Raw genomic sequence first — 19,623 nt, 5'->3', positions numbered from 1 at the left:
CACCTCCTCTTCCATGGTGCGCCCTCAGGGCCAGAGCAGCTCGCGCAGCCAGCCGGTGCCGGACGCCGGGTCGCGGCGGTAGCGGAGGCGCAGGTGGCGGCGGTGTCCGTCGCCCTGGAAGAACTCCACCTCGGCCGGTTCGACGATGTACAGGGTCCAGCTGGGCGCGGGGGCGTCCGGCTCCGCCTCGGCCCGGCGCCAGGCCGCCGCGCTCGCCTCCGCGAGGGTCTCGGGGGCGTCGAGGACCTCGCTCTGCCGGCCCACGAGCGCCGAGGCGAGGGCTCCGGTGGTGCGGGCGTGGAGGTCCTCGTACGCCTCCTCGGGGGTGCCGGTGGTGACGTGGCCCCTGATGCGGACCTGGCGGCCCTGGACCGGCCAGTAGAAGCCGAGGGCGGCCTCGGGGCGGGCGGCGAGCTGGCGGCCCTTGGCGCTGGTGGCGTGCGAGGCGAAGTGCCAGCCGCGGGCGTCGGCGTCGTGCAGCATCACCGTACGGACGTCCGGCCTGCCGTCCTCGTCGGCGGTGGCGAGGGAGAGGGTGTGCGGTTCGGTCTGGCCGGCCGCGACCGCCGCGGTGAACCAGTCGTGGAAGAGCGGCAGCGGCTCGGGCGGGGCGCCCGCCGGGTCGAAGGAGGGCAGCTCGGTGTCCCAGACCTTCAGGGAGCGCAGGGCGTGGTGGAAGTCGGTCATGCGGCCACCGTAGGGCGCGGGGTGCCGTTGCCGTGGGTGGGCGCCGCGTGGTCCGTGAGCGGGGTGTAGTCCCTCAGGGGCACCGCGTTCGCCGCCGCCTGGATGTCGGCGCGGATCTTCTTCGCGATGAGGTTCTTCCACGGGGTCTTCGGCAGGGTCCGCACCATGAGCATGCGCAGGGCGATCTTCCACTTCGCGTCCAGGGTCATCTCCTTGACGAAGCCTTCGGCCATCCGCTGGTTCCGCTCCACACCGGGCCGCATGTGCGCCTCGTACCGCTCGAAGGCGACGGCGTGGTCGCCGCCGGCCCGGGCCAGTTCGCCCGCGAGGACGTACGCGCCGATGAGGGCGAGGCCGGTGCCCTGGCCGGAGGCGGGGGAGGAGCAGTGGGCGGCGTCGCCGAGGAGGACGACGCGCCCCTTCGACCAGCGGTCCATCTCGATGAGGGAGATCGCGTCGAGGTAGAAGTCGTCGGCGTCGGCCGCGTGGCCGAGGAGCCGGGGGATCTCCCAGCCGTCGCCGGTGAAGGTGCGGGTGAGCAGTCGCTTCTGGGCGGTGATGTCCCGGTGGTCGTACGGGAGTTCCTCGGGCGAGGAGAAGACGAAGAGGTTCTTGGCGTCGGTCTCGCCGGCCGAGCTGTAGACGCACACCAGCTTGCCGGGGAGCGCGTGGTACGTCTCCCAGCGGTCGAGGCCCAGGTGGTTGGGGGCGGTGAAGATGGAGACGTACGCGCCGAGGTGGCGCTTGTAGCGCTCCTCCGGGCCGAAGGCGAGGCGCCGGGTGTTCGAGTGGAGTCCGTCGGCGCCGACGACCAGGTCGAAGCGGCGGACGGTGCCGCTCTCGAAGGTGACGGTGACGCCGTCGGCGCCCTCGGGGTCGTCGGTGAGTGCGGCGATCGAGTCGCCGAAGAGGTATTCGACGTCGTCGCGGGTCCGGTCGTGGAGGATGCGGGCGAGTTCGCCGCGCATGATCTCGTCGTCCCCCTCGACGCGTCCGCCGAAGATGTCGGCGGGCAGTTCGCCGACCGTGCGGCCCTCGTCGTCGACGTACGAACCGCCCCGCATGTCCGTGGAGTTCGCGCGGACCTCGTCGAGGACGCCCATCCGGCGGCAGACCTCGATCGCGGTGCCCCGGATGTCGACCTTGTAGCCGCCGGTGCGGAGGGCGGGGGCGCGCTCGACGACGGTGGGGGTGAAGCCGTAGCGGTGCAGCCAGAGGGCGAGGGCGGGTCCCGCGATGGAGGCGCCGGAGATCAGGACGGTCTTGGCGGGCTTCACGGTGCTGCTCATGACGGGACTCCTTGTCGGGTGGGTGCGGGCCGTTCCCCTGCCCGCGGACACGACTATACGGATGTCCTACACGCATGTCTATGACGCCTGTATAGATCCGGAGGGGGTCATGGTCAGCCCCGGCCGAGCACCACCGTCCCCGAGGAGCAGAACCAGCCCCCCGTCCCCGAGGCCACCGCCACCTCCGGCAGGCTTCCGTCCGGTCGGCGCACCTGGAGGCCCGGTGCCTCGCCGCGCAGCTGCCGCACCGCCTCCACCAGGAGGAAGAGCCCCCGCATGCCCGGGTGACAGGCCGAGAGTCCGCCGCCGTCCGTGTTCACCGGCAGCCCGTCCTTCTCCTGGACGAAGGGCCCGCCCTCGCCCTTCGCGCAGAAGCCCAGGTCCTCCAGGGTCACCAGGGTCATATAGGTGAAGGCGTCGTAGATCTCGGCGACATCGACGTCCGCGGGCCCGATACCCGCCCGCTCGAAGGCCAGCCGGCCGCTGACCGCCGCCGGGGAGACCGTGAAGTCCTCCCACTCCGACATCGTGGTGTGCGAGACGTGTTCGCCGGTGCCGAGCACCCAGACCGGGGTCGTACGGCAGTCCTGGACGTACTCCTCCGCGACGAGCAGCACCGCGCAGCCGCCGTCGCTGCGCAGACAGCAGTGCAGCTTGGTGAACGGGTCCGCGATCATCGGCCCCGACAGCACCTCGTCGACGGTGATCGGGTCGCGGAACATCGCCTCCGGGTTGAGCGCCGCGTTCGCCCGCGCCCGGACGGCCACCTCGGCGAGCTGCTCCAGGGTCGTCCCGTACTGGTGCATATGGCGGCGGGCGGCCATCGCGTACTTGGCGATCAGGGTGTGCCCGTACGGGACCTCGAACTGGAGGGGGCCGCGCGCCCCGAACGAGAGGTTCGCGGTGCGCCGCCGGGCGCGGATGTCGGCGCGCGCGGTGGAGCCGTACACGAGGAGGACCGCGTTCGCGTGACCTGCGGCGATCGCGTCGGCGGCGTGCGCCGCCATGACCTCCCAGGTGGCGCCGCCGACGGCGGTCGAGTCCACCCAGCGGGGGCGAAGCCCCAGGTACTCGGCGACCTCGACCGGGGCGAGGGTGCCGAGGCCCGCCGAGGCGAGACCGTCGATCACCGACCGGTCCAGGCCGCTGTCCGCGAGCGCGCGACGGGCGGCCTGGGCGTGCAGCGCGTACGGGGTGGGCCCGTCGACCCGGCCACAGTCGGCGAGGGCGACGCCCGCGACGGCGACGCGACGGGCGGGGCGCGGGGTGGCATCCATGAATCTGACGGTACATCAGATCGAGTGAATGGGGACCGGCGCGTCTCTGGGCAAGCGGACGCGCCCGCACCTAATATGACGCTCCGTCAGATACGGAGGGAGCCCCATGGACGCAGCCGACAGCACAGCGCCCGCCGCCGGAACCGCCCCGTTCGCCATCCCGCTCACCATCCCGCTCACCGAGGAGCAGCAGGAGATCCGCCGCGCCCTTCGGGGCCTCCTCGCCGAACGGGCCGGGCCGGGCCGGAACCGCGCGGCCACCGCCGCCCCCCAGGGGTACGACCCCGAGCTCTGGGCCGCGCTGTCCGCCACCCTCGGCCTCGCCGGGCTCGCCCTCCCCCGGGAGTACGGAGGCGCGGGGCACGGGCCCGCCGAACTCGCCCTCGTCTGCGAGGAGACCGGCCGCGCCCTCGCCCCCTCCCCGCTCCTCGCCACCGGCGTCCTCGCCGCCCCGCTCCTCACCGCCCTCGGCACCCCCGCCCAGCGCGCCGCGCTCCTCCCGCGCCTCGCCGACTCCACCCTCACCTGCGCCCTCGCCGTGGCCGGGCCCCTCGCCCTCGCCCTCGGCCTCACCGGCGACAACACCGCCGACGACTGGTCAGGCGGCGGCCGCGCGGGCGGCGTCCAGGCCCGCGCATCCGACGGACGCTGGCGGCTGTACGGCGAGGCCGCTCACGTCCTCGACGGACACAGCGCCGGCCTCCTGATCGTCGCCGCCCACGCCGGAGGCTTCGCCCGCAGCCGTACGCTCCTCTTCCTCGTACGGACCGACGGGCCCGGGGCGCACGGCCTCGTCCGCGCCCGGCAGCCCGCCCTCGACCCGACCCGCGCCCGCGCCACCGTCCAGTTCCGCGACACGGGAGCCGAACTCCTCGGCGAGGAACCGGCCGACGTCCTCGGCGCCCTCGCCGCCACCGGCCGCACCGCCGCCGTCATGCTGGCCGCCGAGGCCGTCGGCGCGGCCCGGGGGGCCCTCGACCGCACCGTCGCCCACGTCACCTCCCGGGAAGGGGCCGGCCCGCCCGCCGGACACCGGCTCGCCGACCTCCACGCCCGGATCGAGGCCGCCCGCTCCCTCACCCACTGCGCGGCACGCCAACCCGGCCCGGGACCGGAGAGCGGGCCGCTCGCGCTCGCCCACGCCCTGGAAGCCCTGCGGGCCACGACGGGGGAGTCCCTCCAGCTGCACGGCGGCACCGGAACGGTCTGGGAACACGAGGCGCGCCTCTTCTACGAGCGGGCCGCATCCGACGAACTGCTCTTCGGACCCGTACGGCGGCTGCGCGCACGGGCCGCGGAACGGACCGGACTCCTCCGAGAGGTGGCGGCGTAGATGTCCCTCGGCCGCAGACTCACGCAGAAGATCTCCTCGACCCGGACCTTCGCCCGGATCGCCCCCCGTGTCGTCCCCGCCGTGGACAAGGCCGTCCACCGGCTCACCCGGGGAAAAGTGCTGCTCAGCGCCCGGATGCTGCCCGGGGTCCTGCTCACCGCCCGGGGCGCGAGGAGCGGGCTGCCCCGGGTCACCCCGCTGGCCTGTATGCCGGAGCCGGACGGCGGCTGGCTGCTCGTCGGCTCCAACTTCGGCCGCCCGGGCCACCCGGCGTGGACGGCGAACCTCCTCGCCCATCCGGACGCCGAGGTGAACTGGCGGGGCGACGACATCCCCGTACGGGCGGAGCTGCTCACCGGGGAGGAGCGGGCGGCGGCCTGGCGGGCGGCCCTTGAGTTCTGGCCGCCGTACGCCACGTACCAGGCACGGGTGGAGCGCGAGATCAGAGTCTTCCGGCTGACCCGGCGGTGAGGGGAGCGTCGCGGCGCTCGGGGAGTCGGGCTCTGCGGCCGGGGAAACGGCGACGCCGACGGCGGTCCGTGGGGGCGGGCCGCCGTCGGCGTCGACGACAGGACGGGGGAAGGAGTCTCGTATCTCCGGAGGGGTTATCTGGTGGGCTTCTTGCCGGTGATGCCCAGGTGTACCAACAGGGCCAGGTTCGGCTTGAGTTCGGCCTGCTTCACGCCCCAGGTCGTGAAGCCCTTCTGGTGCCCGGCGACCGCGGCCAGCATCGCCACGAGCGAACCGGCCATGGCGGCGGGGCTGACCTCCTTGTCGACCTTGCCCTTGGCCTGGAGCTCCTTCACCGCGTCCGTCAGGGAGTTGGTGACCGAGTTCAGGATCTTCATGCGGATCTTGTAGAACCGTTTGTCGCCCTCCGCGGCGCCGAGGTCCACGACCCGGAGGATCGCGTCGTGCTTCCGCCAGAAGTCGAGGAAGCCTTCGACGAGTTCCTCGGAGGTCTGCCAGCCGGCCTTGCCGACCCAGGAGCGGCCGGAGACCAGTTCGGTCAACCCGGCGCCCTCCTTGGCCATTTCCTCCGCGATCTCGAGGACCGCTCCCTCGACGTCCGGGAAGTACTGATAGAACGTCGCGGGTGAAGTACCCGCCTTCCGGGCCACATCGATGACCTTGACGTCCCGGTAGGGCGAGGAGCTGAGCATCTCACCGAGGCAGTCGAGCAGCTTCTGCCGCGTCGCCTGGCCGCGTCGTCCGGCCACGCGGCCGTCGACGGTGCGTACTTGTCCTGTCATGCCGTCAGCTTACCGAGGGGGTGTCGGCGCGCGATTCGGCCGACTGCAAATGGGGTGCGACCCTGTCCGCGGGTGTTGTGCGAGGTCGGCGCGGGTCCGGGGCGCGACCTCCGAGGGGCGGGTTCAGGCCAGTGCGGGGTGCGGGCGGGCCGGCCGGGGGAGTCCCGTACTCGAATAGCCTTATGAACAGGCTGTGGACAACTTCGGTGGACAACCCGGGCGCCCCAAGGGCCCCCACCCCCTAAATCGCTCGTTTGTTCGCATATCGGGGCATGCGGGTCCCCCCGCGCCGTCCTAGCGTGGACCCATGGCGGCACGCACTGAGGGCACCCCCTGCTGGGTGGACGCACAGCTCCCCGACCTGGAAGCGGGCAAGCGCTTCTACGGCGAGCTCTTCGGCTGGACCTTCGACCCCGACCGCGACGAGGCACTCCTCGACGGGCGACGCGTCGCCGGACTCCTCCCCAAGCGCGACGGCCGCATGCCGACCACCTGGACCCTCTACCTCGCCACCCGGGACGCGGGCGCCCTCTCCACCCGGATCAAGGCCGCCGGCGGCCAGATGGTCATGGAGCCCTACCCCGTCGGCCCGTTCGGCGTCCTCGCCCTCGCCGCCGACCCCGGAGGCGCCGTCTTCGGCCTCCGCCAGTCGGGCGACGACGACGGCTTCGAGGTCGTGAACGAGCCGGGCTCCTTCTGCTGGATGGAGGTGTACACACGCCGGCCCGATGCCGTCGACACCTTCTACGCCACCGTCTTCGGCTACCTCGGCCGCCAGGCCGACGCCGGTGAGGTGGGCAGGGACGCCGGCTTCGACTACCGCGTCTGGTCGCCCCCCGGCTCCCGCCCCGGCGACGACAGCGCCTTCGGCGGGCGCGCCGTCATCACCGACGACTTCCCCGCCGAGATGCCCGGCCACGTCCTCGTCTACTTCGCCGTCCACGACTGCGACCAGGCCTGCGCGATCACCGTCCGCCTCGGCGGCCGCGTCGCCACCCCGGCGTTCGACACCCCGTACGGCCGCATCGCCGTCCTCCACGACAACCAGGGCGCCCGCTTCGCCGTCCTCGCCGAACCGAAGGCGCCCGGCGAGCCGAGACGCTTCACGGAGACGAAACGCCCCGGAGAACCGGCGCGCCCCGGAGAACCGACGCGCCCCGCCGAACCGGCGCGCCCCGGAGAACCGACACGCCTCCCGGAAACGAAACCTGCCGGTATGACCTGACACGTCCTGACCTGTACGGTCCCGTACGGGCCGGTACGGTACCGAGCGGGACCACCCCCATATGAGCTGTGACACCCCGATCCGCCCCCGGGTTCGCAACCGGGCCCTCGGACAGGAAGAATCAGCGCCACGGGGCCGTACCCTCATGGCCCGTACGGGGAGGTGGCAGGCAAGTGGAACAGCTGACGCAGCACGACCCGAGACGTATCGGGCCCTTCGAGGTGCTGGGCCGGCTCGGCGCGGGCGGGATGGGCCTGGTCTATCTCGCGCGCTCGGCCTCGGGCCGGCGCGTGGCGATCAAGACCGTGCGCACGGAGCTCGCGGAGGACCAGCTGTTCCGGGTCCGCTTCACCCGGGAGGTGGAGGCCGCGCGGGCGGTCTCCGGCTTCTACACGGCCGCCGTCGTGGACGCCGACCCCCGGGCCGCCGTGCCCTGGCTGGCGACCGCCTACGTCCCCGCGCCCTCGCTCGAAGAGATAGTGAACGAGTGCGGGCCGCTCCCGGCCCAGGCCGTGCGCTGGCTGGCCGCCGGTGTCGCCGAGGCCCTGCAGTCCATCCACGGCGCGGGCCTGGTCCACCGTGACCTCAAGCCCTCCAACGTCCTCGTCGTCGAGGACGGCCCCCGGGTGATCGACTTCGGCATCGCGTCGGGCGTCTCCAACACGCGCCTGACCATGACCAATGTCGCCGTCGGCACCCCGGCCTACATGTCGCCCGAGCAGGCCCGAGACTCGCGCAGCGTCACCGGCGCGAGCGACGTCTTCTCGCTCGGCTCGATGCTGGTCTTCGCCGCCACCGGCCACGCGCCCTTCCACGGCGCCAACCCGGTCGAGACCGTCTTCATGCTGCTCCGTGAGGGCCCCGACCTGGAGGGCCTGCCCGACGAGCTGCGGCCCCTCATCGACTCCTGCATGCAGATGGACGTCACCCGGCGCCCGTCCCCCGCCGACCTCCAGGCCCAGTTGGCCCCGCATCTCTTCGGCCCCGGCAGCGACGACAGCGGCACGGCGTCCGCCTGGCTGCCGGCGAGCGCCACCGCCATGATCGAGACCCGCCGCGGCGGCCGTCCCGCTCCGGCTCCGACCGCGCCCCCGATCCCGCCGCGCCCGCCCCGGCAGCCCGGTGACCACGGCGGCGACCCCCGCTTCCCCGAACCCGCGCCGGTCGGCGGCGGCCGTCGTCCCGAGCCCGCGCCCGTCGGCGGAGGCCGGCACGCCGGGCCCGCCGAGAGCGCGGGCGGGCCCGTACGCCTCGGGGGCGCGACCGTCCCCATCGGCCCGGGCCCCCGGGTCGCCGACACCCGGGCCGCGCTCGCCGTCGGCCGGAGCGCCGACGCCGGTCCCGCGACCGGCTGGATCCGTCCGCCCGGGGGCGGCCCGCACGGCGCCGACCCCGGTTCGTACGCGGGAGAGCCAGGCCCGCCGCCCGGCTCCCGCCCGGTGAACGTCCCCTCCCAGGGCTCCGACCAGGCCACGCCGGAGCCGGGCCCCTGGCGGCCCTGGCGTTTCCGGATGTCGAACGACGTCTGGGGCACCCCGGTCGTCGCCGGCGACCTGCTGTACGTGACCTCGTTCGAGGTACACGCCCTGGACACCGGCAGCGGCCGGCGCCAGTTCAAGACCCGGGACGTGGCCTGGTCCATGGCCGTGGCCTCGGGCCGTATCCACGCCTCCGACGGGCCCACCCTGTACGCCCTCGACGCGACCGACGGCAGTGAGCGCTGGCGGCTGCGGACGGACGCCTGGGTGTACTCGCTCCAGGTCGACCGGGGCACGGTCGTCACCGGTACGCGCGGCGGCGGGGTGCAGGCCTGGGAGGCCTCCAACGGCGCGAAGCTGTGGGAGATCACCGGCGCGCAGACCGACTTCGAGACCCCGGAGGCGGGGCCCGCCGTCCATGGCGACACCGTGTACGTGTGGCGGGACGCCCGGCTCCAGGCGCTCGACGCCCGTACGGGGGCGGAGCGCTGGTCGTACCCCATCGGCGACGCCGCCTCCTGCGCCAACGTGCCCGTCCGGGTGGCCCCCGCCGAGGACGGCTGCGTGTACGTGTCGGCCGGGACCCGGGTCCTGTCCATCGACATCGCCGCCGGGCACGTCCGCTGGCACTTCGAGGCGCCGGCGGTCTTCCTCTCGCCGCCGACGTTCGCGCCGGGTCCCGCGGTGACGGGCGGCGGGGTGTACCTCTCCGACCACCTCGGCACGGTGTACGCGATCGACGCCACCACCGGGCAGGACCGCTGGCGGATCGCGACCGAGCCGCGCCAGTCGGCCGAGCCGGTGCTCGTCGCCGACGGCAACGTGCACGTCGGCAGCGGCAGCGCGCTGTACACGCTCGACGCGGTCACCGGCACGCCCCGGTGGCGGTTCGCGGCGGGCGGCGAGCTGGTCGGCTCCCCGGTCGTCGCCGACGGACGGGTGCACTTCGGCTCGGCCGACCACGTCCTCTACACCCTGGACGCGACCGGCGGTCAGCTGCGCTGGAAGCTCGCGACCGGCGGCGAGATCACCGGGTCGCCGGTGGCCAGGGGCGGGGTCGTGTACGCGTGCAGCAAGGACCGCTGCGTGTACGCGCTCGACGCGGTCAAGGGAACGGCGACGGGGCGGGGGTCCGGCGCCCGGTAGTCCGCCGGGGCCCCGAGGGCCTCAAGGCGTGTTCTTCGGCGGCGGGTTCTCCCGGTCCGGGTCCCAGGTCGGCACGTCGGAGGTCTGCGTCGGCGCGTACGGGCCCGAGGCCTGCGGGTGTCCGCGCGGACCGTCGGGCGCCGTGTCCCGCGGCGGGCCGTCGAGCGGCGGGTGGGTGTGCCGGGGGTGCCGGTCCACCCGGCGCCCGCGGGTCCTGCCCGCCATGACGAGCGCGCCGATCAGCAGCAGGACCCCGCCGCCGAGGGCGTTCGCGACGCCGTCGCCGAGCCCCGCGCCGTCGCCGCCGACCGCGAGGCCGCCCTCGGCCTGCCCGACCCGGACCATCCACAGGACCGTGAAGCCGAGGACGACGAACCCGGCGAGGGCGACGAGCAGCCGGAAGCGCAGCACCACGCCGACGAGGGCGAGGAGCGCGGCGAAGAGGAAGGGCAGCAGGATCGAGCCGAACACGTCCGCCTTGTCTCCGGTGATGCCGGTGAACAGGTCCCCGATCGCGTAGTCGCGGCCGTGACGGCCGTCGTACCAGGCACGGAAGGGGCTCCAGACGGCGGCCGCCGCTCCGACGAGAGCGAGGACCGAGCCGGCGATGTTTCGGATCATCGATGCGGCCTCCTTGGCGGTCCGGCTCTCGTTCCCGACGCTACGCCGGGTGCGGGGGGCCCGCCACGCGGCACCGGGGCCGCCGTTAGAGTGGCGCGGACACGACAGGAACGGACGGGAGCGGCGATGCGACGCACACGCCTGAAGATGGCGGCGACGCTCACGGTGGTGGTGCTCGCGCTGACCGGATTCCAGACCGGCAAGGGCGGCAGCAGCAGCAGCAGCGGCGGCGGTGGCGGCGGCAAGAGCAAGAGCGGCAAGAGCCGCTCGGACGACTCCGGCGGCGGCTGCTCCAGCGACGAGAAGAGCAACGACGACTACAGCGGTTCGGGCAGCGGCTCCACGGCCACGGCGAGCCCGGCTCCCTCGGGGGCGCGGGTCGAGGTCGTGGTCGTCGACTGTGTGAAGCCCGCGCAGAAGAAGCGCAAGGGCAGGCCGGCCCGCAAGGCGGACACCACGGCGAACCTGAGGATCACGTCGCACGACGCGCTCCCCGGGACGTACGAGGTGACGCTGGAGTTCAAGGGCGCCTCGGGGGCGGCGGTCGACTCGGCCGTGGCCGTCGTCACCGTCGGCAGCTACGAGGAGAAGACCTTCGAGGTCGCGATGAAGTCCCCGAAGGCCGTCGGCCGGGTGAAGAACTGCTGGGTGTACGACGTGCGCAAGCGGGACGCCGCCACGGCCCCTACCGCGTCCGGAAGCTCCTCGCCCTCGTCGTGAACAGTCCGGCCTGCCGGTCCGCCGGCAGGTTCCCGAGGGCCACCAGGTGCGGGGCGAGCGCGAGGGCCTGGGCGCGGGCCGTCTCCTTCACCGACCAGAGGGCGCGGACCGTGCCCTGGACGGCCTCCGTCGGGTACGAGGCGATGACGGCGGCGGCCTCGCGGGCGGCGGTCAGCGCCCCGCCCGGCTCCGTCAGCTCGCTGACGAGCCCCGTCTCGTACGCCCGTCGTGCCGAGATCCGTTCCGCGCCGCCCATCAGCGCCATCCGGGCGACCTCCCCGTACGGCATCCGCTGCGCCATGTGGACGGTCTCGAAGGCGCTCACCATCCCGTAGGTGGTGTGCGGGTCGAAGAAGGTGGCGTCCTCGCCCGCGATCAGGAACTCGGCCTCGCCGAGCAGGTAGAAGGCCCCGCCGCAGGCCATGCCCTCGACGGCGGCGATCACCGGCTTCCACAGGTCGTTGGCCTTGGGGCCGATCGTGAGGAGGGGGTCGTCGATCGTGTACGGGGACGAGGGCTGCGGCACGTTCCCCGCTGCCTCCCGGTCGATGCCGGTGCAGAAGGCCCGTGCTCCGGCCCCGGCGACGACGACCGCGCGGATCTCGTCCTCGTACCGCAACCCCCGCCAGACGGCGCCGAGTTCGCGCGCCATGCCCAGGGTGATCGCGTGGTGCCTCTCCGGCCTGTCGAGGGTGACGACGGCGACCCCGGTCTCCTTGTCGCGGTCCACACGGATGGTCATCCGCGCTCCAGGAGCCAGCGGGGGACGGTGACGCCGTCGATCGCGGCGAAGGCCACCTTCACCGGGGCGCCGATCCGGAGCCGGGCCGGGTCGACCGAGTTCAGCGGTGCGTCCGGGGCGGCGACGACGTTGCCGGCGAGGCGGATGCGGGGGGCGTCGGCGAGTTCGACGAGCACCGCGTTGTACGGGGCCTGGGCGGCGTACTCGGGCAGGAGTGGCGGGTGGGGGAGGACGTACGACCAGATCCGGCCGCGTCCGGACATCAGCCGCCACTCGCTCGCGAACGACCGGCAGTGCGGGCAGCAGGGGCGCGGCGGGAAGCGGAGCTCGCCGCAGTCGGCGCAGCTCTGGACGCGCAGTTCGCCCCGGGCGGCGTACTCCCAGAAGGGGGCGCCGTCCTCGTCGGTGACGGGGGTCAGCATCGGGATCAGCTCCTGAGGAGGAGGGCGGAGGTGGGGACGCCCTCGCCTGCCGTGACCAGGCAGGTGGCGGCATCGGGGACCTGGGCGGTGGAGGTGCCGCGAAGCTGCTTCACGCCCTCGGTGATGAGGTTGAAGCCGTGGACGTACGCCTCGCTGAGCCCTCCTCCGCCGGTGTTGAGGGGCAGCCGGCCGCCGATCTCGAGCGCTCCGCCCTCGGTGAAGGCGGCGCCCTCGCCGCGTCCGCAGAAGCCGTAGCCCTCGAGGGAGAGTGGGACGAGCGGGGTGAAGGCGTCGTAGATCTGGGCGACGTCGACGTCCTGGGGGCCGAAGTCGGCGTGCTTCCAGAGGTGGCGGGCGGCGGTCCAGGCGGGGCCCGTGAGCGGGTCGTCGTTCCAGTAGTTGACCATGCCGTGGTGCTGGGCGGGCAGGCCCTGGGCGACGGAGTGGACGTACACGGGCTTCCGGCGGCAGTCGCGGGCCCGCTCGGCGCTCACGATCACGCAGGCAAGCGCGCCGTCCGTCTCCAGGCAGTTGTCGAAGAGGCAGAGGGGTTCGCTGATCCAGCGGGCGGTCATGTACATCTCGCGGGTCAGGGGGCGTTCGTACATGATCGCGTCGGGGTTCTGGTTGGCGCGGTTGCGGCAGGCGAGGGCGACGTTGAAGAGGTGGTCGCGGGTGGCGCCGTACTCGTGCATGTAGCGGCGGGCGAGGATGCCGATCTCGTCGGCGGGGCGGAGCAGCCCGAAGGGGCGGGTCCACTGGCCGGGAGTGGGCAGCTGCACGGCGGTGTTCTTCCAGGGACGCGGGCCGCTGCCGCGCTTGCGGGAGCGCCAGGCGACGCCGACGCTCGCCTGGCCGGTGGCGACGGCGGCGGCGAGGTGGCCGACGGTGGCGCAGGAGCCGCCGCCGCCGTAGCCGACCTTGGAGAAGAAGGTGACGTCTCCGGCGCCGATGGCCTTGGCGACCTCGACCTCGTCGGTCTCCTCCATCGTGTAGGAGGCGAAGCCGTCGACCTCGGAGGGGTCGATCCCGGCGTCGTCGAGGGCCGCGAGGACCGCCCGGCAGGCGAGGGCCTTCTCCGTCTCCGCGAGCTGTTTCGCGAAGGCGGTCTGTCCGATCCCGACGATGGCGGTGGCGTCCTTGAGCACGGAACCTCCCGGTGCGACAGCGGTGCTGACAGCGCGTCAGGTTACAACTAATCTGACGGATAGTCAGCTACGGGAGGTCGGTCATGGAGCTGGACATGGAGCCGGGTCAGGATCCGCGCGGCGACCTGGAGTGGGGCACGATCCCCGGTCTCGTACGGGCGGCGGCCGAGAAGTACGGCGCACGGGAGGCGGTCGTCGACGGCCGTGTCCGCGTCGGCTACGCCGAGCTGGGCGGACGCGTCGAACGGGCCGCAGCCGCCTGCCTCGCCACCGGCATCCGGGCCGGCGACCGGGTCGCGATCTGGGCCCCCAACACCCTCGACTGGATCGTCGCCGCCCTCGGCGCCGTCACCGCCGGCGCCGTCCTCGTCCCCCTGAACACCCGCTTCAAGGGCACCGAGGCCGCCCACGTCCTCCAGCGCTCCCGGGCCCGGCTGCTCTTCGTCACCGGCACCTTCCTCGGCACCTCGTACGTGGCCTCCCTGCGCCGCTCCGGAGTCCCGCTGCCGCACCTGGAGAAGGTCGTGGTCCTCGGGGACACCGCGCCCGAGGAGTGGACCACCTGGAAGGCCTTCCTCGCGGAGGGCGACACCGTCCCCGCCGAGCGGGTCCGCGCACGGGCCGAGGGGATCGACCCCACCGCCCCCTCCGACATCATCTACACCTCCGGCACCACCGGCAGTCCCAAGGGCGCCGTCATCAGCCACGCCCAGAGCCTGCGCTGCTACGCGATCTGGGCCGGGCTCGCCGGCCTCCGGGAGGGCGACCGCTACCTCGTCGTCAACCCCTTCTTCCACACCTTCGGCTACAAGGCCGGGATCCTCGCCTGCCTGATGCGGGGCGCGGTGATCGTCCCCCAGTCCGTCTTCACCGTCGACACCGTCCTCGCCAACATCGCCGCCGAACGCGTCACGGTCCTGCCGGGACCGCCCACCCTCCACCAGTCCCTCCTCGACCACCCCGCACGCCCCGCCCACGACCTGTCCTCCCTCCGCCTCGTCGTGACGGGCGCGGCCGTCGTCCCCCTCCGGCTCGTCGAACGCCTCCGCGCCGACCTGGGCGTCGGCACGGTCCTCACCGCGTACGGCCTCTCCGAGGCGAGCGGCATCGTCACCATGTGCCGCCGCGACGACCCGGACGAGACCGTCGCCACGACCTCGGGCCGCGCGATCCCCGGCACCGAGGTCCGCCTCTCGCCGACCGGCGAGGTCCTGGTCAGGGGCCCTCACGTGATGAGCGGCTACTTCGAGGACGACGAGGCGACGGCGGCGGCGATCGACGAGGACGGCTGGCTCCGCACCGGCGACATCGGCGTCCTCGACGAGGCGGGCAACCTGCGGATCACCGACCGCCTCAAGGACATGTTCATCGTGGGCGGCTTCAACGCCTACCCGGCGGAGATCGAGCAGCTCCTCGGCCTCCACCCCGACATCGCGGACGTGGCCGTGATCGGCGTCCCCGACGCGAGGCTCGGGGAGGTCGGCAAGGCGTTCGCGGTACGGAGGGCGGGGGCGCGGGTCACGGCGGACGACCTGATCGCCTGGTCGCGGCGGGAGATGGCGAACTACAAGGTGCCGAGGGAGGTCGAGTTCGTACCGGAGCTGCCGAGGAACGCGAGCGGGAAGGTGCTGAAGGGGGAGCTGCGGGGGCGGGGGCTGTCGGCGCGGGCGGGGCGGTGACGGGCCCGTCGGGTGACGGGCGTCTCGGCGGCGCCGCGTCGCGTGCGCAACCAACTTCCTTTGTGTACACGTCATATGGGCAGTCCTTCACCTCCCCCTCTCCAGGAGCAGCCGGTGTCGACGCAAGAGATCCCCCTCACCCTCACCCCCCAGCAGGCAGCCCAGGGCGTGATCATCACCGTCCAGCTGCCGACCGGCCCCGCCCACCTCACCGTCCGCCCCTGCCGCCACGGCGAACTCGTCGCGGCCCGGCTCGGCGACGGCACCGTGCACCTGCGCATCACGGTCGCCGGGGCGCAGCCCGCCAAGAAGTCCGGCGTCCTCGGGTGTCTGGTCCCGCTCCTCGTCATCGGCGCGATCATCGGCGGCGCGTCCCTCCTGTCGGACGACGGGGACGACACGGCCGGCTCCAGGGGCCCGGGCCCGGTGCCGACCTTCTCGTACTCCCCGTTCCCCACCTTCGACCTCGATCCGACGGCCACGGCGACCCCGACCGAGGAGGAGCCCGACCCGTACGACAAGGGCACGTGCCTCAACGGCTCGCTCCCCGACTCGACGACCGCGCAGACCGTCGACGACGTCGAGGAGGTCCCGTGCTCGGCGTCCGACGCGCACTACAAGGTGATCCAGACCTTCCCGTTCACCTCGGACATGGACAACTGCAACTCCAACCCGAAGACGCAGTACGCCTTCTCGCACCGCTACACCATGAACGGCGCGGTCGTCAGCGAGTACGTGTACTGCCTGATCGGCCTGGGCTCCTACGCCCGCTGACGGCCGAAGGGGCCGGGCGGATGCCCGGCCCCTCCTGGTGCGGTGGTCCGATCGCGTCGCGCACGGGCCCTGCCCGGACGGATCCCCCCTGGTTCCGCCGGGTGTCCCCCGAACCCGTGTGCTCCCCCGTCGACCGGACCTCCCTGGTTGGCCCCGGCGGCTCCCCCGAAGTCGCCGCCGCGGCCGTTCCCCGTCGGGAATGGTCTACTTGGCCGGTTCCGTCGTGGCGTGCATGTCCATCGTGGTGATGGTCTCCGCGGCGCCGCCGGTGACCTTCTTGGTGATGGCGTCGACCGCCGGCTCCGTCGTGGCGTGCATGTCCTTGGTGGTGACCGTCTCGTCGCGGCTGCCCGTGATCTTGTCGGTGATCGCGTCGACCGCCGGCTCCGAGGTGGCGTGCATGTCCATGGGCTTGATGATCGGGTCCTGCTTGATCGGGTCGGTCATGCTCGTCAACTCCTGCGTGTGATGTCCGGGATGTGAGGAGATTCGTCCAGCCGTTCCCCCGTGGACAGCTGGACGAATCTCCGGGGCCGATCACCCTAGTACTCAGGGGCTGTGACCCTCATCGGCGACCCGTCTGCCCCCCGACGCGGCGGATCGTCATGCGGTGAAGCATGCCGGTCGGCGATAAACAAACGATGAACGTACTGGCCAGAGCGGACTAAGCGGCCTTCGCGGGGGCCAGCAGCGCACGGACCTCGGTGGCCTCCGGAGCCCCGAGGTCGTCGAAGATGCCGAGCGCCTCCTGCCAGCAGACCAGGGCCCGGCCGCTCTGACCGATGCCGAAGAGCGCCCGGCCCAGGACGGTGAGGACGTTGCCCCGCCGCCACTCTCCTCCGATGCCGCGCAGCACCGTGAGGGCCATCTCGGCGTTCGACGCGGCCTGGGCGTGCCGACGGGCGGCGAGGTCCACTTCGGACAGCCGGAAGAGGGTCATGCCCTCCCACAGTCGCTGCCTGCTGTCGGCGAAGACCGCCAGCGCCTCGCGGAGCTGTTCGCCGGCCGCGGTGAGCTGGTTGTCCTGGGTGAGGGCGAGACCGAGGGCGTACCGCCCGTTGGCACCCCGGAGCGCGTGTCCCATCGAGTCGTAGATCTCCGTGCCCTGCCGGGCGAGGGCGATGGCGCTCGACGTACGGCCGGTGGCCAGGTGGATGCGCGACAGATTGCAGAGGGCGCTCGCTTCCCCCGGCTCGTCCCCGATGCCACGGAAGCGTTCGATCGCCTCGGTGAGGTACTGCTCGCCCTCCGCGAAACGGTTCTGGTACAGCGCGATGATGCCCCGGGCGTTGGCGGACCAGCAGGCCGGCACCGGATCGTCGGCCCGGTCCGCGTGGGGCAGGGCGAGTTCGGCGTCGCGGTCCGCCTCCTCGAAGCGGCCCGCCGTGTGGTGGACACCCGCGAGGACCATGAGCGCGCGGCCCTCGGCCCTGGCGTCCGCGTGGGTGCGGGCGGCTTCGCGTACGACGACGCCCGTCGCCTCGAACTCCCTGGAGTTCGCGCCCGATTCTCCGAGGTCAAGCGACGCCCACAGCAGGTCCACCGCTCGGCGCAGCGTCGTCGGGGACGAGGCCGACTGGCGGACCGTGGCCAGGAGGCAGTTCGCCTCCGCGTAGAGCCAGTCCTGGGCCTCGTGGCGGTCCGTGAAGGTCAGGCCCTCGTAGGCCGTCGCTTCCAGGTGGTCGACCAGGCGGTCGCCGGGGCGTTCGATCGCGTACACCCGCGCCGCCGTCGACAGGTAGAAGTCGAGGAGGCGCGACAGGGCCGCCTCCTTCTCCGACGGGGGCTGCTCGTCGCGGTCCGCGCACGCACGCGCGTAGAGGCGGACCAGGTCGTGGTACCGGTAGCGGCCCGGCGCCGCCGATTCGACGAGGGACGTGTCGACCAGGGCCTCCAGGAGGTCCTCCGTGTCCCGGAGCGGAAGGTCGAGGACGGCGGCCGCCGCCGCCAGCGAGATGTCCGGTCCGTCGGCGAGCCCGAGGAGGCGGAAGGCGCGGGCCTGGGCCGGTTCCAGCTGGCCGTAGCCGAGTTCGAAGGTCGCCTTGACCGCGAGGTCACCCGCCTGCAGCTCGTCAAGGCGCCGCCGCTCGTCCGCCAGCTTCGCCGCGAGGACCGACACGGTCCACGTCCGGCGGGCCGCGAGCCGGGACGCCGCGATGCGGATCGCCAGGGGCAGGAACCCGCACGCGGCGACCACGTCCAGGGCCGCTTCCCGTTCCGCCTGGACCCGCTCCTCCCCGACGATCCTCGTGAAGAGCTGCAGCGCCTCCTCCGGGGACATCACGTCCAGGTCGACCAGGTGCGCCCCCGCCAGGTCCACCATCCGGATGCGGCTCGTGACCAGGGCCGCGCACCCCGCCGTGCCGGGCAGCAGGGGCCGGATCTGGGCCGCGTCCCGGGCGTTGTCGAGGAGGACCAGGACCCGGCGCCCGTCGAGCGTCGAGCGGTAGAGCGCCGCCCGGTCGTCGAGCGAGTCCGGGATCGCCGAGTCCGGCGTGCCGAGCGCGCGGAGGAAGGAGCCGAGGACGGTCTCCGGGGCGGCGGCGCGGTTCCCGGCTCCCTGGAGGTCCACGTACAGCTGGCCGTCCGGGAAGTGCGGCCTCGCCTCGTGGGCCACGTGCACGGCCAGCGTCGTCTTGCCGACGCCGCCGATGCCCGCGAGCGCCGACACCGCCATGACGTGGCCCTCGGCGGTGGCGAGCCGGGCGCCGAGCTCCCGTACGAACGCGGCACGGCCCGTGAAGTCCGGGACGGTCGCCGGGAGCTGGGCGGGGCGGGCGACGGGCGTGGCGGCCGGGGCGGCCTCCTCGACCGGGCGGGCGAGTTCGGCGTCGGCCCGCAGGATGCGCTGCTGGAGCCGGGAGAGTTCGGGCGTGGGGTCGACGCCGAGTTCGTCGGCGAGGAGCCTGCGGGTGTCGGCGTACACGGCGAGCGCCTCCGCCTGCCGGCCGCTGCGGTACAGCGCCAGCATCAGCAGCTCGCGGAGCCGCTCGCGCAGCGGGTGCGCGGCTGTCAGCGCGGTCAGCTCGGAGACGGCCTCGGCGTGTGCCCCGATCTCCAGGTCGATGTCCAGGCGGGTCTCGAGGAGGGTGAGCCGCCATTCCTCCAGGCGGGTCCGCTGCGTCTCCGCGTACGGGCCGGGTACGGAGGCCAGCACCTCGCCGTCCCACAGGTCGAGGGCCTCGGCGAGCCGGTCGCGGGCGCCCGCGCGGTCCCCGGCGACCCGCAGCTTCTCGGCCTCGGCGGCGAGTTCCTGCGCGGTCAGGAGGTCGAGCGCCTTGGTGCGCAGGGCGTAGCCGCCGGACTCGCTGACGAGGACCTTAGGGTCGAGGGCCTTGCGGAGCCGGGAGGCGTAGGTCCGTACGGCCGCGAGGGCCTGCGAGGGCGACTCCTCGCCCCAGAGCGCGTCGATCAGCTCGGACGCGGTGGCGGTACGCCCGCCGCGCAGGAGCAGGGCGGCGAGCAGGGCACGCTGCTGGGGCGACCCGGTGGGCACGGGCTCCCCGTCCCGCCAGGCCCGCACGGGCCCGAGCACGGCGAAGCGCAGGGCGGGGGTGGGAGCGGGATCGGCGGGGCTTCCGGTGGCGGCGGTGTCCGTGCCGGTGGCCGCGTGCATGGTGGTGTCCGCGTTCGCGGAGGCGGTGGTCGCCGTGCCCACGGCGGTGTCCGCTGTCGCTGCGGGACCTCTGCCCGCGCCCGCGCCGGACTCGGCACCCGCGCCCGCGCGCGTCCTCGGAGCCCGCTGTACCGGAACTCGCGCTCCGTCCTCACGGTCCATAGCTCCCCCTGCCCGTACCGCTGGTTTCGCCCAGGACAGTCTGCCTTGTCC

17 protein-coding genes are annotated in these 19,623 nt (G+C 73.5%); 7 read left to right on the top strand and 10 right to left on the bottom strand.

The features are described from left to right. Positions 1-24: 24 nt before the first annotated feature. From ACZ4VK_RS25355 to ACZ4VK_RS25345, 3 genes are all read right to left on the bottom strand, one after another. The gene (locus tag ACZ4VK_RS25355; RefSeq protein WP_468356142.1) at positions 25-687 is read right to left on the bottom strand and encodes a pyridoxine/pyridoxamine 5'-phosphate oxidase; all 663 of its coding nucleotides are present in this window, start codon (positions 685-687) and stop codon (positions 25-27) included. Next, positions 684-1,976, bottom strand: coding sequence for an FAD-dependent monooxygenase (locus ACZ4VK_RS25350; protein ID WP_468356139.1), 1,293 nt, complete (start codon positions 1,974-1,976; stop codon positions 684-686). Before ACZ4VK_RS25350 ends, ACZ4VK_RS25355 begins: the two co-directional genes overlap by 4 nt. A gap of 113 nt (positions 1,977-2,089) precedes the next feature. Further along, on the bottom strand, positions 2,090-3,253 hold the full coding sequence (locus ACZ4VK_RS25345) for a thiolase C-terminal domain-containing protein (protein ID WP_468356136.1): 1,164 nt from the start codon (positions 3,251-3,253) through the stop codon (positions 2,090-2,092). A 106-nt stretch (positions 3,254-3,359) separates the two neighbouring features. On the opposite strand from ACZ4VK_RS25345, the gene ACZ4VK_RS25340 reads away from it, so the two are divergent. Further along, a complete protein-coding gene (locus tag ACZ4VK_RS25340; RefSeq protein ID WP_468356133.1) occupies positions 3,360-4,586 on the top strand; it encodes an acyl-CoA dehydrogenase family protein in 1,227 nt (408 codons plus the stop codon). Beyond that, positions 4,587-5,057, top strand: a complete 471-nt coding sequence (locus ACZ4VK_RS25335) for a nitroreductase family deazaflavin-dependent oxidoreductase (protein ID WP_468356130.1) — start codon at positions 4,587-4,589, stop codon at positions 5,055-5,057. A gap of 134 nt (positions 5,058-5,191) precedes the next feature. On the opposite strand, the gene ACZ4VK_RS25330 is transcribed toward ACZ4VK_RS25335, so the two are convergent. Further along, positions 5,192-5,839, bottom strand: coding sequence for a TetR family transcriptional regulator (locus ACZ4VK_RS25330; protein ID WP_030315615.1), 648 nt, complete (start codon positions 5,837-5,839; stop codon positions 5,192-5,194). A gap of 307 nt (positions 5,840-6,146) precedes the next feature. On the opposite strand from ACZ4VK_RS25330, the gene ACZ4VK_RS25325 reads away from it, so the two are divergent. After that, a complete protein-coding gene (locus ACZ4VK_RS25325; RefSeq protein ID WP_468356127.1) occupies positions 6,147-7,064 on the top strand; it encodes a VOC family protein in 918 nt (305 codons plus the stop codon). Between the two features lie 173 nt (positions 7,065-7,237). Further along, positions 7,238-9,688, top strand: a complete 2,451-nt coding sequence (gene afsK, locus ACZ4VK_RS25320; protein WP_468356124.1) for a protein serine/threonine kinase AfsK — start codon at positions 7,238-7,240, stop codon at positions 9,686-9,688. Between the two features lie 21 nt (positions 9,689-9,709). On the opposite strand, the gene ACZ4VK_RS25315 is transcribed toward afsK, so the two are convergent. Next, positions 9,710-10,309, bottom strand: a complete 600-nt coding sequence (locus ACZ4VK_RS25315; RefSeq protein WP_468356121.1) for a hypothetical protein — start codon at positions 10,307-10,309, stop codon at positions 9,710-9,712. 126 nt (positions 10,310-10,435) lie between these two features. Between ACZ4VK_RS25315 and ACZ4VK_RS25310 the strand changes: the two genes are divergently transcribed. Continuing rightward, entirely contained in the window at positions 10,436-11,029 is a 594-nt protein-coding gene (locus ACZ4VK_RS25310; RefSeq protein ID WP_468356118.1) for a hypothetical protein, read from the top strand. Here ACZ4VK_RS25310 and ACZ4VK_RS25305 read toward each other — a convergent pair. From ACZ4VK_RS25305 to ACZ4VK_RS25295, 3 genes are read right to left on the bottom strand one after another with little or no spacing between them, the layout of a single operon-like run. Next, complete coding sequence (locus ACZ4VK_RS25305) at positions 10,995-11,771, bottom strand: enoyl-CoA hydratase/isomerase family protein (protein WP_468356115.1); 777 nt, start codon at positions 11,769-11,771, stop codon at positions 10,995-10,997. The genes ACZ4VK_RS25310 and ACZ4VK_RS25305 overlap by 35 nt on opposite strands. Next, on the bottom strand, positions 11,768-12,193 hold the full coding sequence (locus ACZ4VK_RS25300; RefSeq protein ID WP_468356112.1) for a Zn-ribbon domain-containing OB-fold protein: 426 nt from the start codon (positions 12,191-12,193) through the stop codon (positions 11,768-11,770). Before ACZ4VK_RS25300 ends, ACZ4VK_RS25305 begins: the two co-directional genes overlap by 4 nt. Positions 12,194-12,198: 5 nt before the next feature. Further along, positions 12,199-13,341: a lipid-transfer protein gene (locus tag ACZ4VK_RS25295; protein ID WP_468356109.1), complete on the bottom strand. Its 1,143-nt coding sequence runs from the start codon at positions 13,339-13,341 to the stop codon at positions 12,199-12,201. Between the two features lie 83 nt (positions 13,342-13,424). Here ACZ4VK_RS25295 and ACZ4VK_RS25290 point away from each other — a divergent pair, with 83 nt between their 5' ends. Both ACZ4VK_RS25290 and ACZ4VK_RS25285 read left to right on the top strand, forming a co-directional pair. Then, positions 13,425-15,020: a FadD3 family acyl-CoA ligase gene (locus tag ACZ4VK_RS25290; protein WP_468356106.1), complete on the top strand. Its 1,596-nt coding sequence runs from the start codon at positions 13,425-13,427 to the stop codon at positions 15,018-15,020. 114 nt (positions 15,021-15,134) lie between these two features. After that, positions 15,135-15,794, top strand: a complete 660-nt coding sequence (locus tag ACZ4VK_RS25285; protein WP_468356103.1) for an LppU/SCO3897 family protein — start codon at positions 15,135-15,137, stop codon at positions 15,792-15,794. 204 nt (positions 15,795-15,998) lie between these two features. Here the strand turns inward: ACZ4VK_RS25285 and ACZ4VK_RS25280 are convergent, their stop codons facing one another. Together ACZ4VK_RS25280 and afsR are read right to left on the bottom strand one after the other, a co-directional pair. Further along, positions 15,999-16,241 (bottom strand): hypothetical protein, encoded by a 243-nt coding sequence (locus ACZ4VK_RS25280; protein WP_468356100.1) that lies wholly within the window; start codon positions 16,239-16,241, stop codon positions 15,999-16,001. Positions 16,242-16,458: 217 nt separating this feature from the next. Further along, a complete protein-coding gene (afsR, locus tag ACZ4VK_RS25275; RefSeq protein WP_468356097.1) occupies positions 16,459-19,572 on the bottom strand; it encodes an SARP-family global regulator AfsR in 3,114 nt (1,037 codons plus the stop codon). Positions 19,573-19,623: the final 51 nt, after the last annotated feature.

It is taken from the genome of Streptomyces sp. NPDC028711 (genome assembly GCF_055565415.1).
Note: the sequence above shows the minus strand (reverse complement) of the source record. Positions and strands in the feature narration are given on the sequence as shown.

Bases quoted from the DNA above. Each gene is read 5' to 3' on its own strand.
- ACZ4VK_RS25355 (WP_468356142.1), bottom strand. From the start codon at position 687: ATGACCGACTTCCACCACGCCCTGCGCTCCCTGAAGGTCTGGGACACC.
- ACZ4VK_RS25350 (WP_468356139.1), bottom strand. From the start codon at position 1,976: ATGAGCAGCACCGTGAAGCCCGCCAAGACCGTCCTGATCTCCGGCGCC.
- ACZ4VK_RS25345 (WP_468356136.1), bottom strand. From the start codon at position 3,253: ATGGATGCCACCCCGCGCCCCGCCCGTCGCGTCGCCGTCGCGGGCGTC.
- ACZ4VK_RS25340 (WP_468356133.1), top strand. From the start codon at position 3,360: ATGGACGCAGCCGACAGCACAGCGCCCGCCGCCGGAACCGCCCCGTTC.
- ACZ4VK_RS25335 (WP_468356130.1), top strand. From the start codon at position 4,587: ATGTCCCTCGGCCGCAGACTCACGCAGAAGATCTCCTCGACCCGGACC.
- ACZ4VK_RS25330 (WP_030315615.1), bottom strand. From the start codon at position 5,839: ATGACAGGACAAGTACGCACCGTCGACGGCCGCGTGGCCGGACGACGC.
- ACZ4VK_RS25325 (WP_468356127.1), top strand. From the start codon at position 6,147: ATGGCGGCACGCACTGAGGGCACCCCCTGCTGGGTGGACGCACAGCTC.
- ACZ4VK_RS25315 (WP_468356121.1), bottom strand. From the start codon at position 10,309: ATGATCCGAAACATCGCCGGCTCGGTCCTCGCTCTCGTCGGAGCGGCG.
- ACZ4VK_RS25310 (WP_468356118.1), top strand. From the start codon at position 10,436: ATGCGACGCACACGCCTGAAGATGGCGGCGACGCTCACGGTGGTGGTG.
- ACZ4VK_RS25305 (WP_468356115.1), bottom strand. From the start codon at position 11,771: ATGACCATCCGTGTGGACCGCGACAAGGAGACCGGGGTCGCCGTCGTC.
- ACZ4VK_RS25300 (WP_468356112.1), bottom strand. From the start codon at position 12,193: ATGCTGACCCCCGTCACCGACGAGGACGGCGCCCCCTTCTGGGAGTAC.
- ACZ4VK_RS25290 (WP_468356106.1), top strand. From the start codon at position 13,425: ATGGAGCTGGACATGGAGCCGGGTCAGGATCCGCGCGGCGACCTGGAG.
- ACZ4VK_RS25280 (WP_468356100.1), bottom strand. From the start codon at position 16,241: ATGACCGACCCGATCAAGCAGGACCCGATCATCAAGCCCATGGACATG.
- afsR (WP_468356097.1), bottom strand. From the start codon at position 19,572: ATGGACCGTGAGGACGGAGCGCGAGTTCCGGTACAGCGGGCTCCGAGG.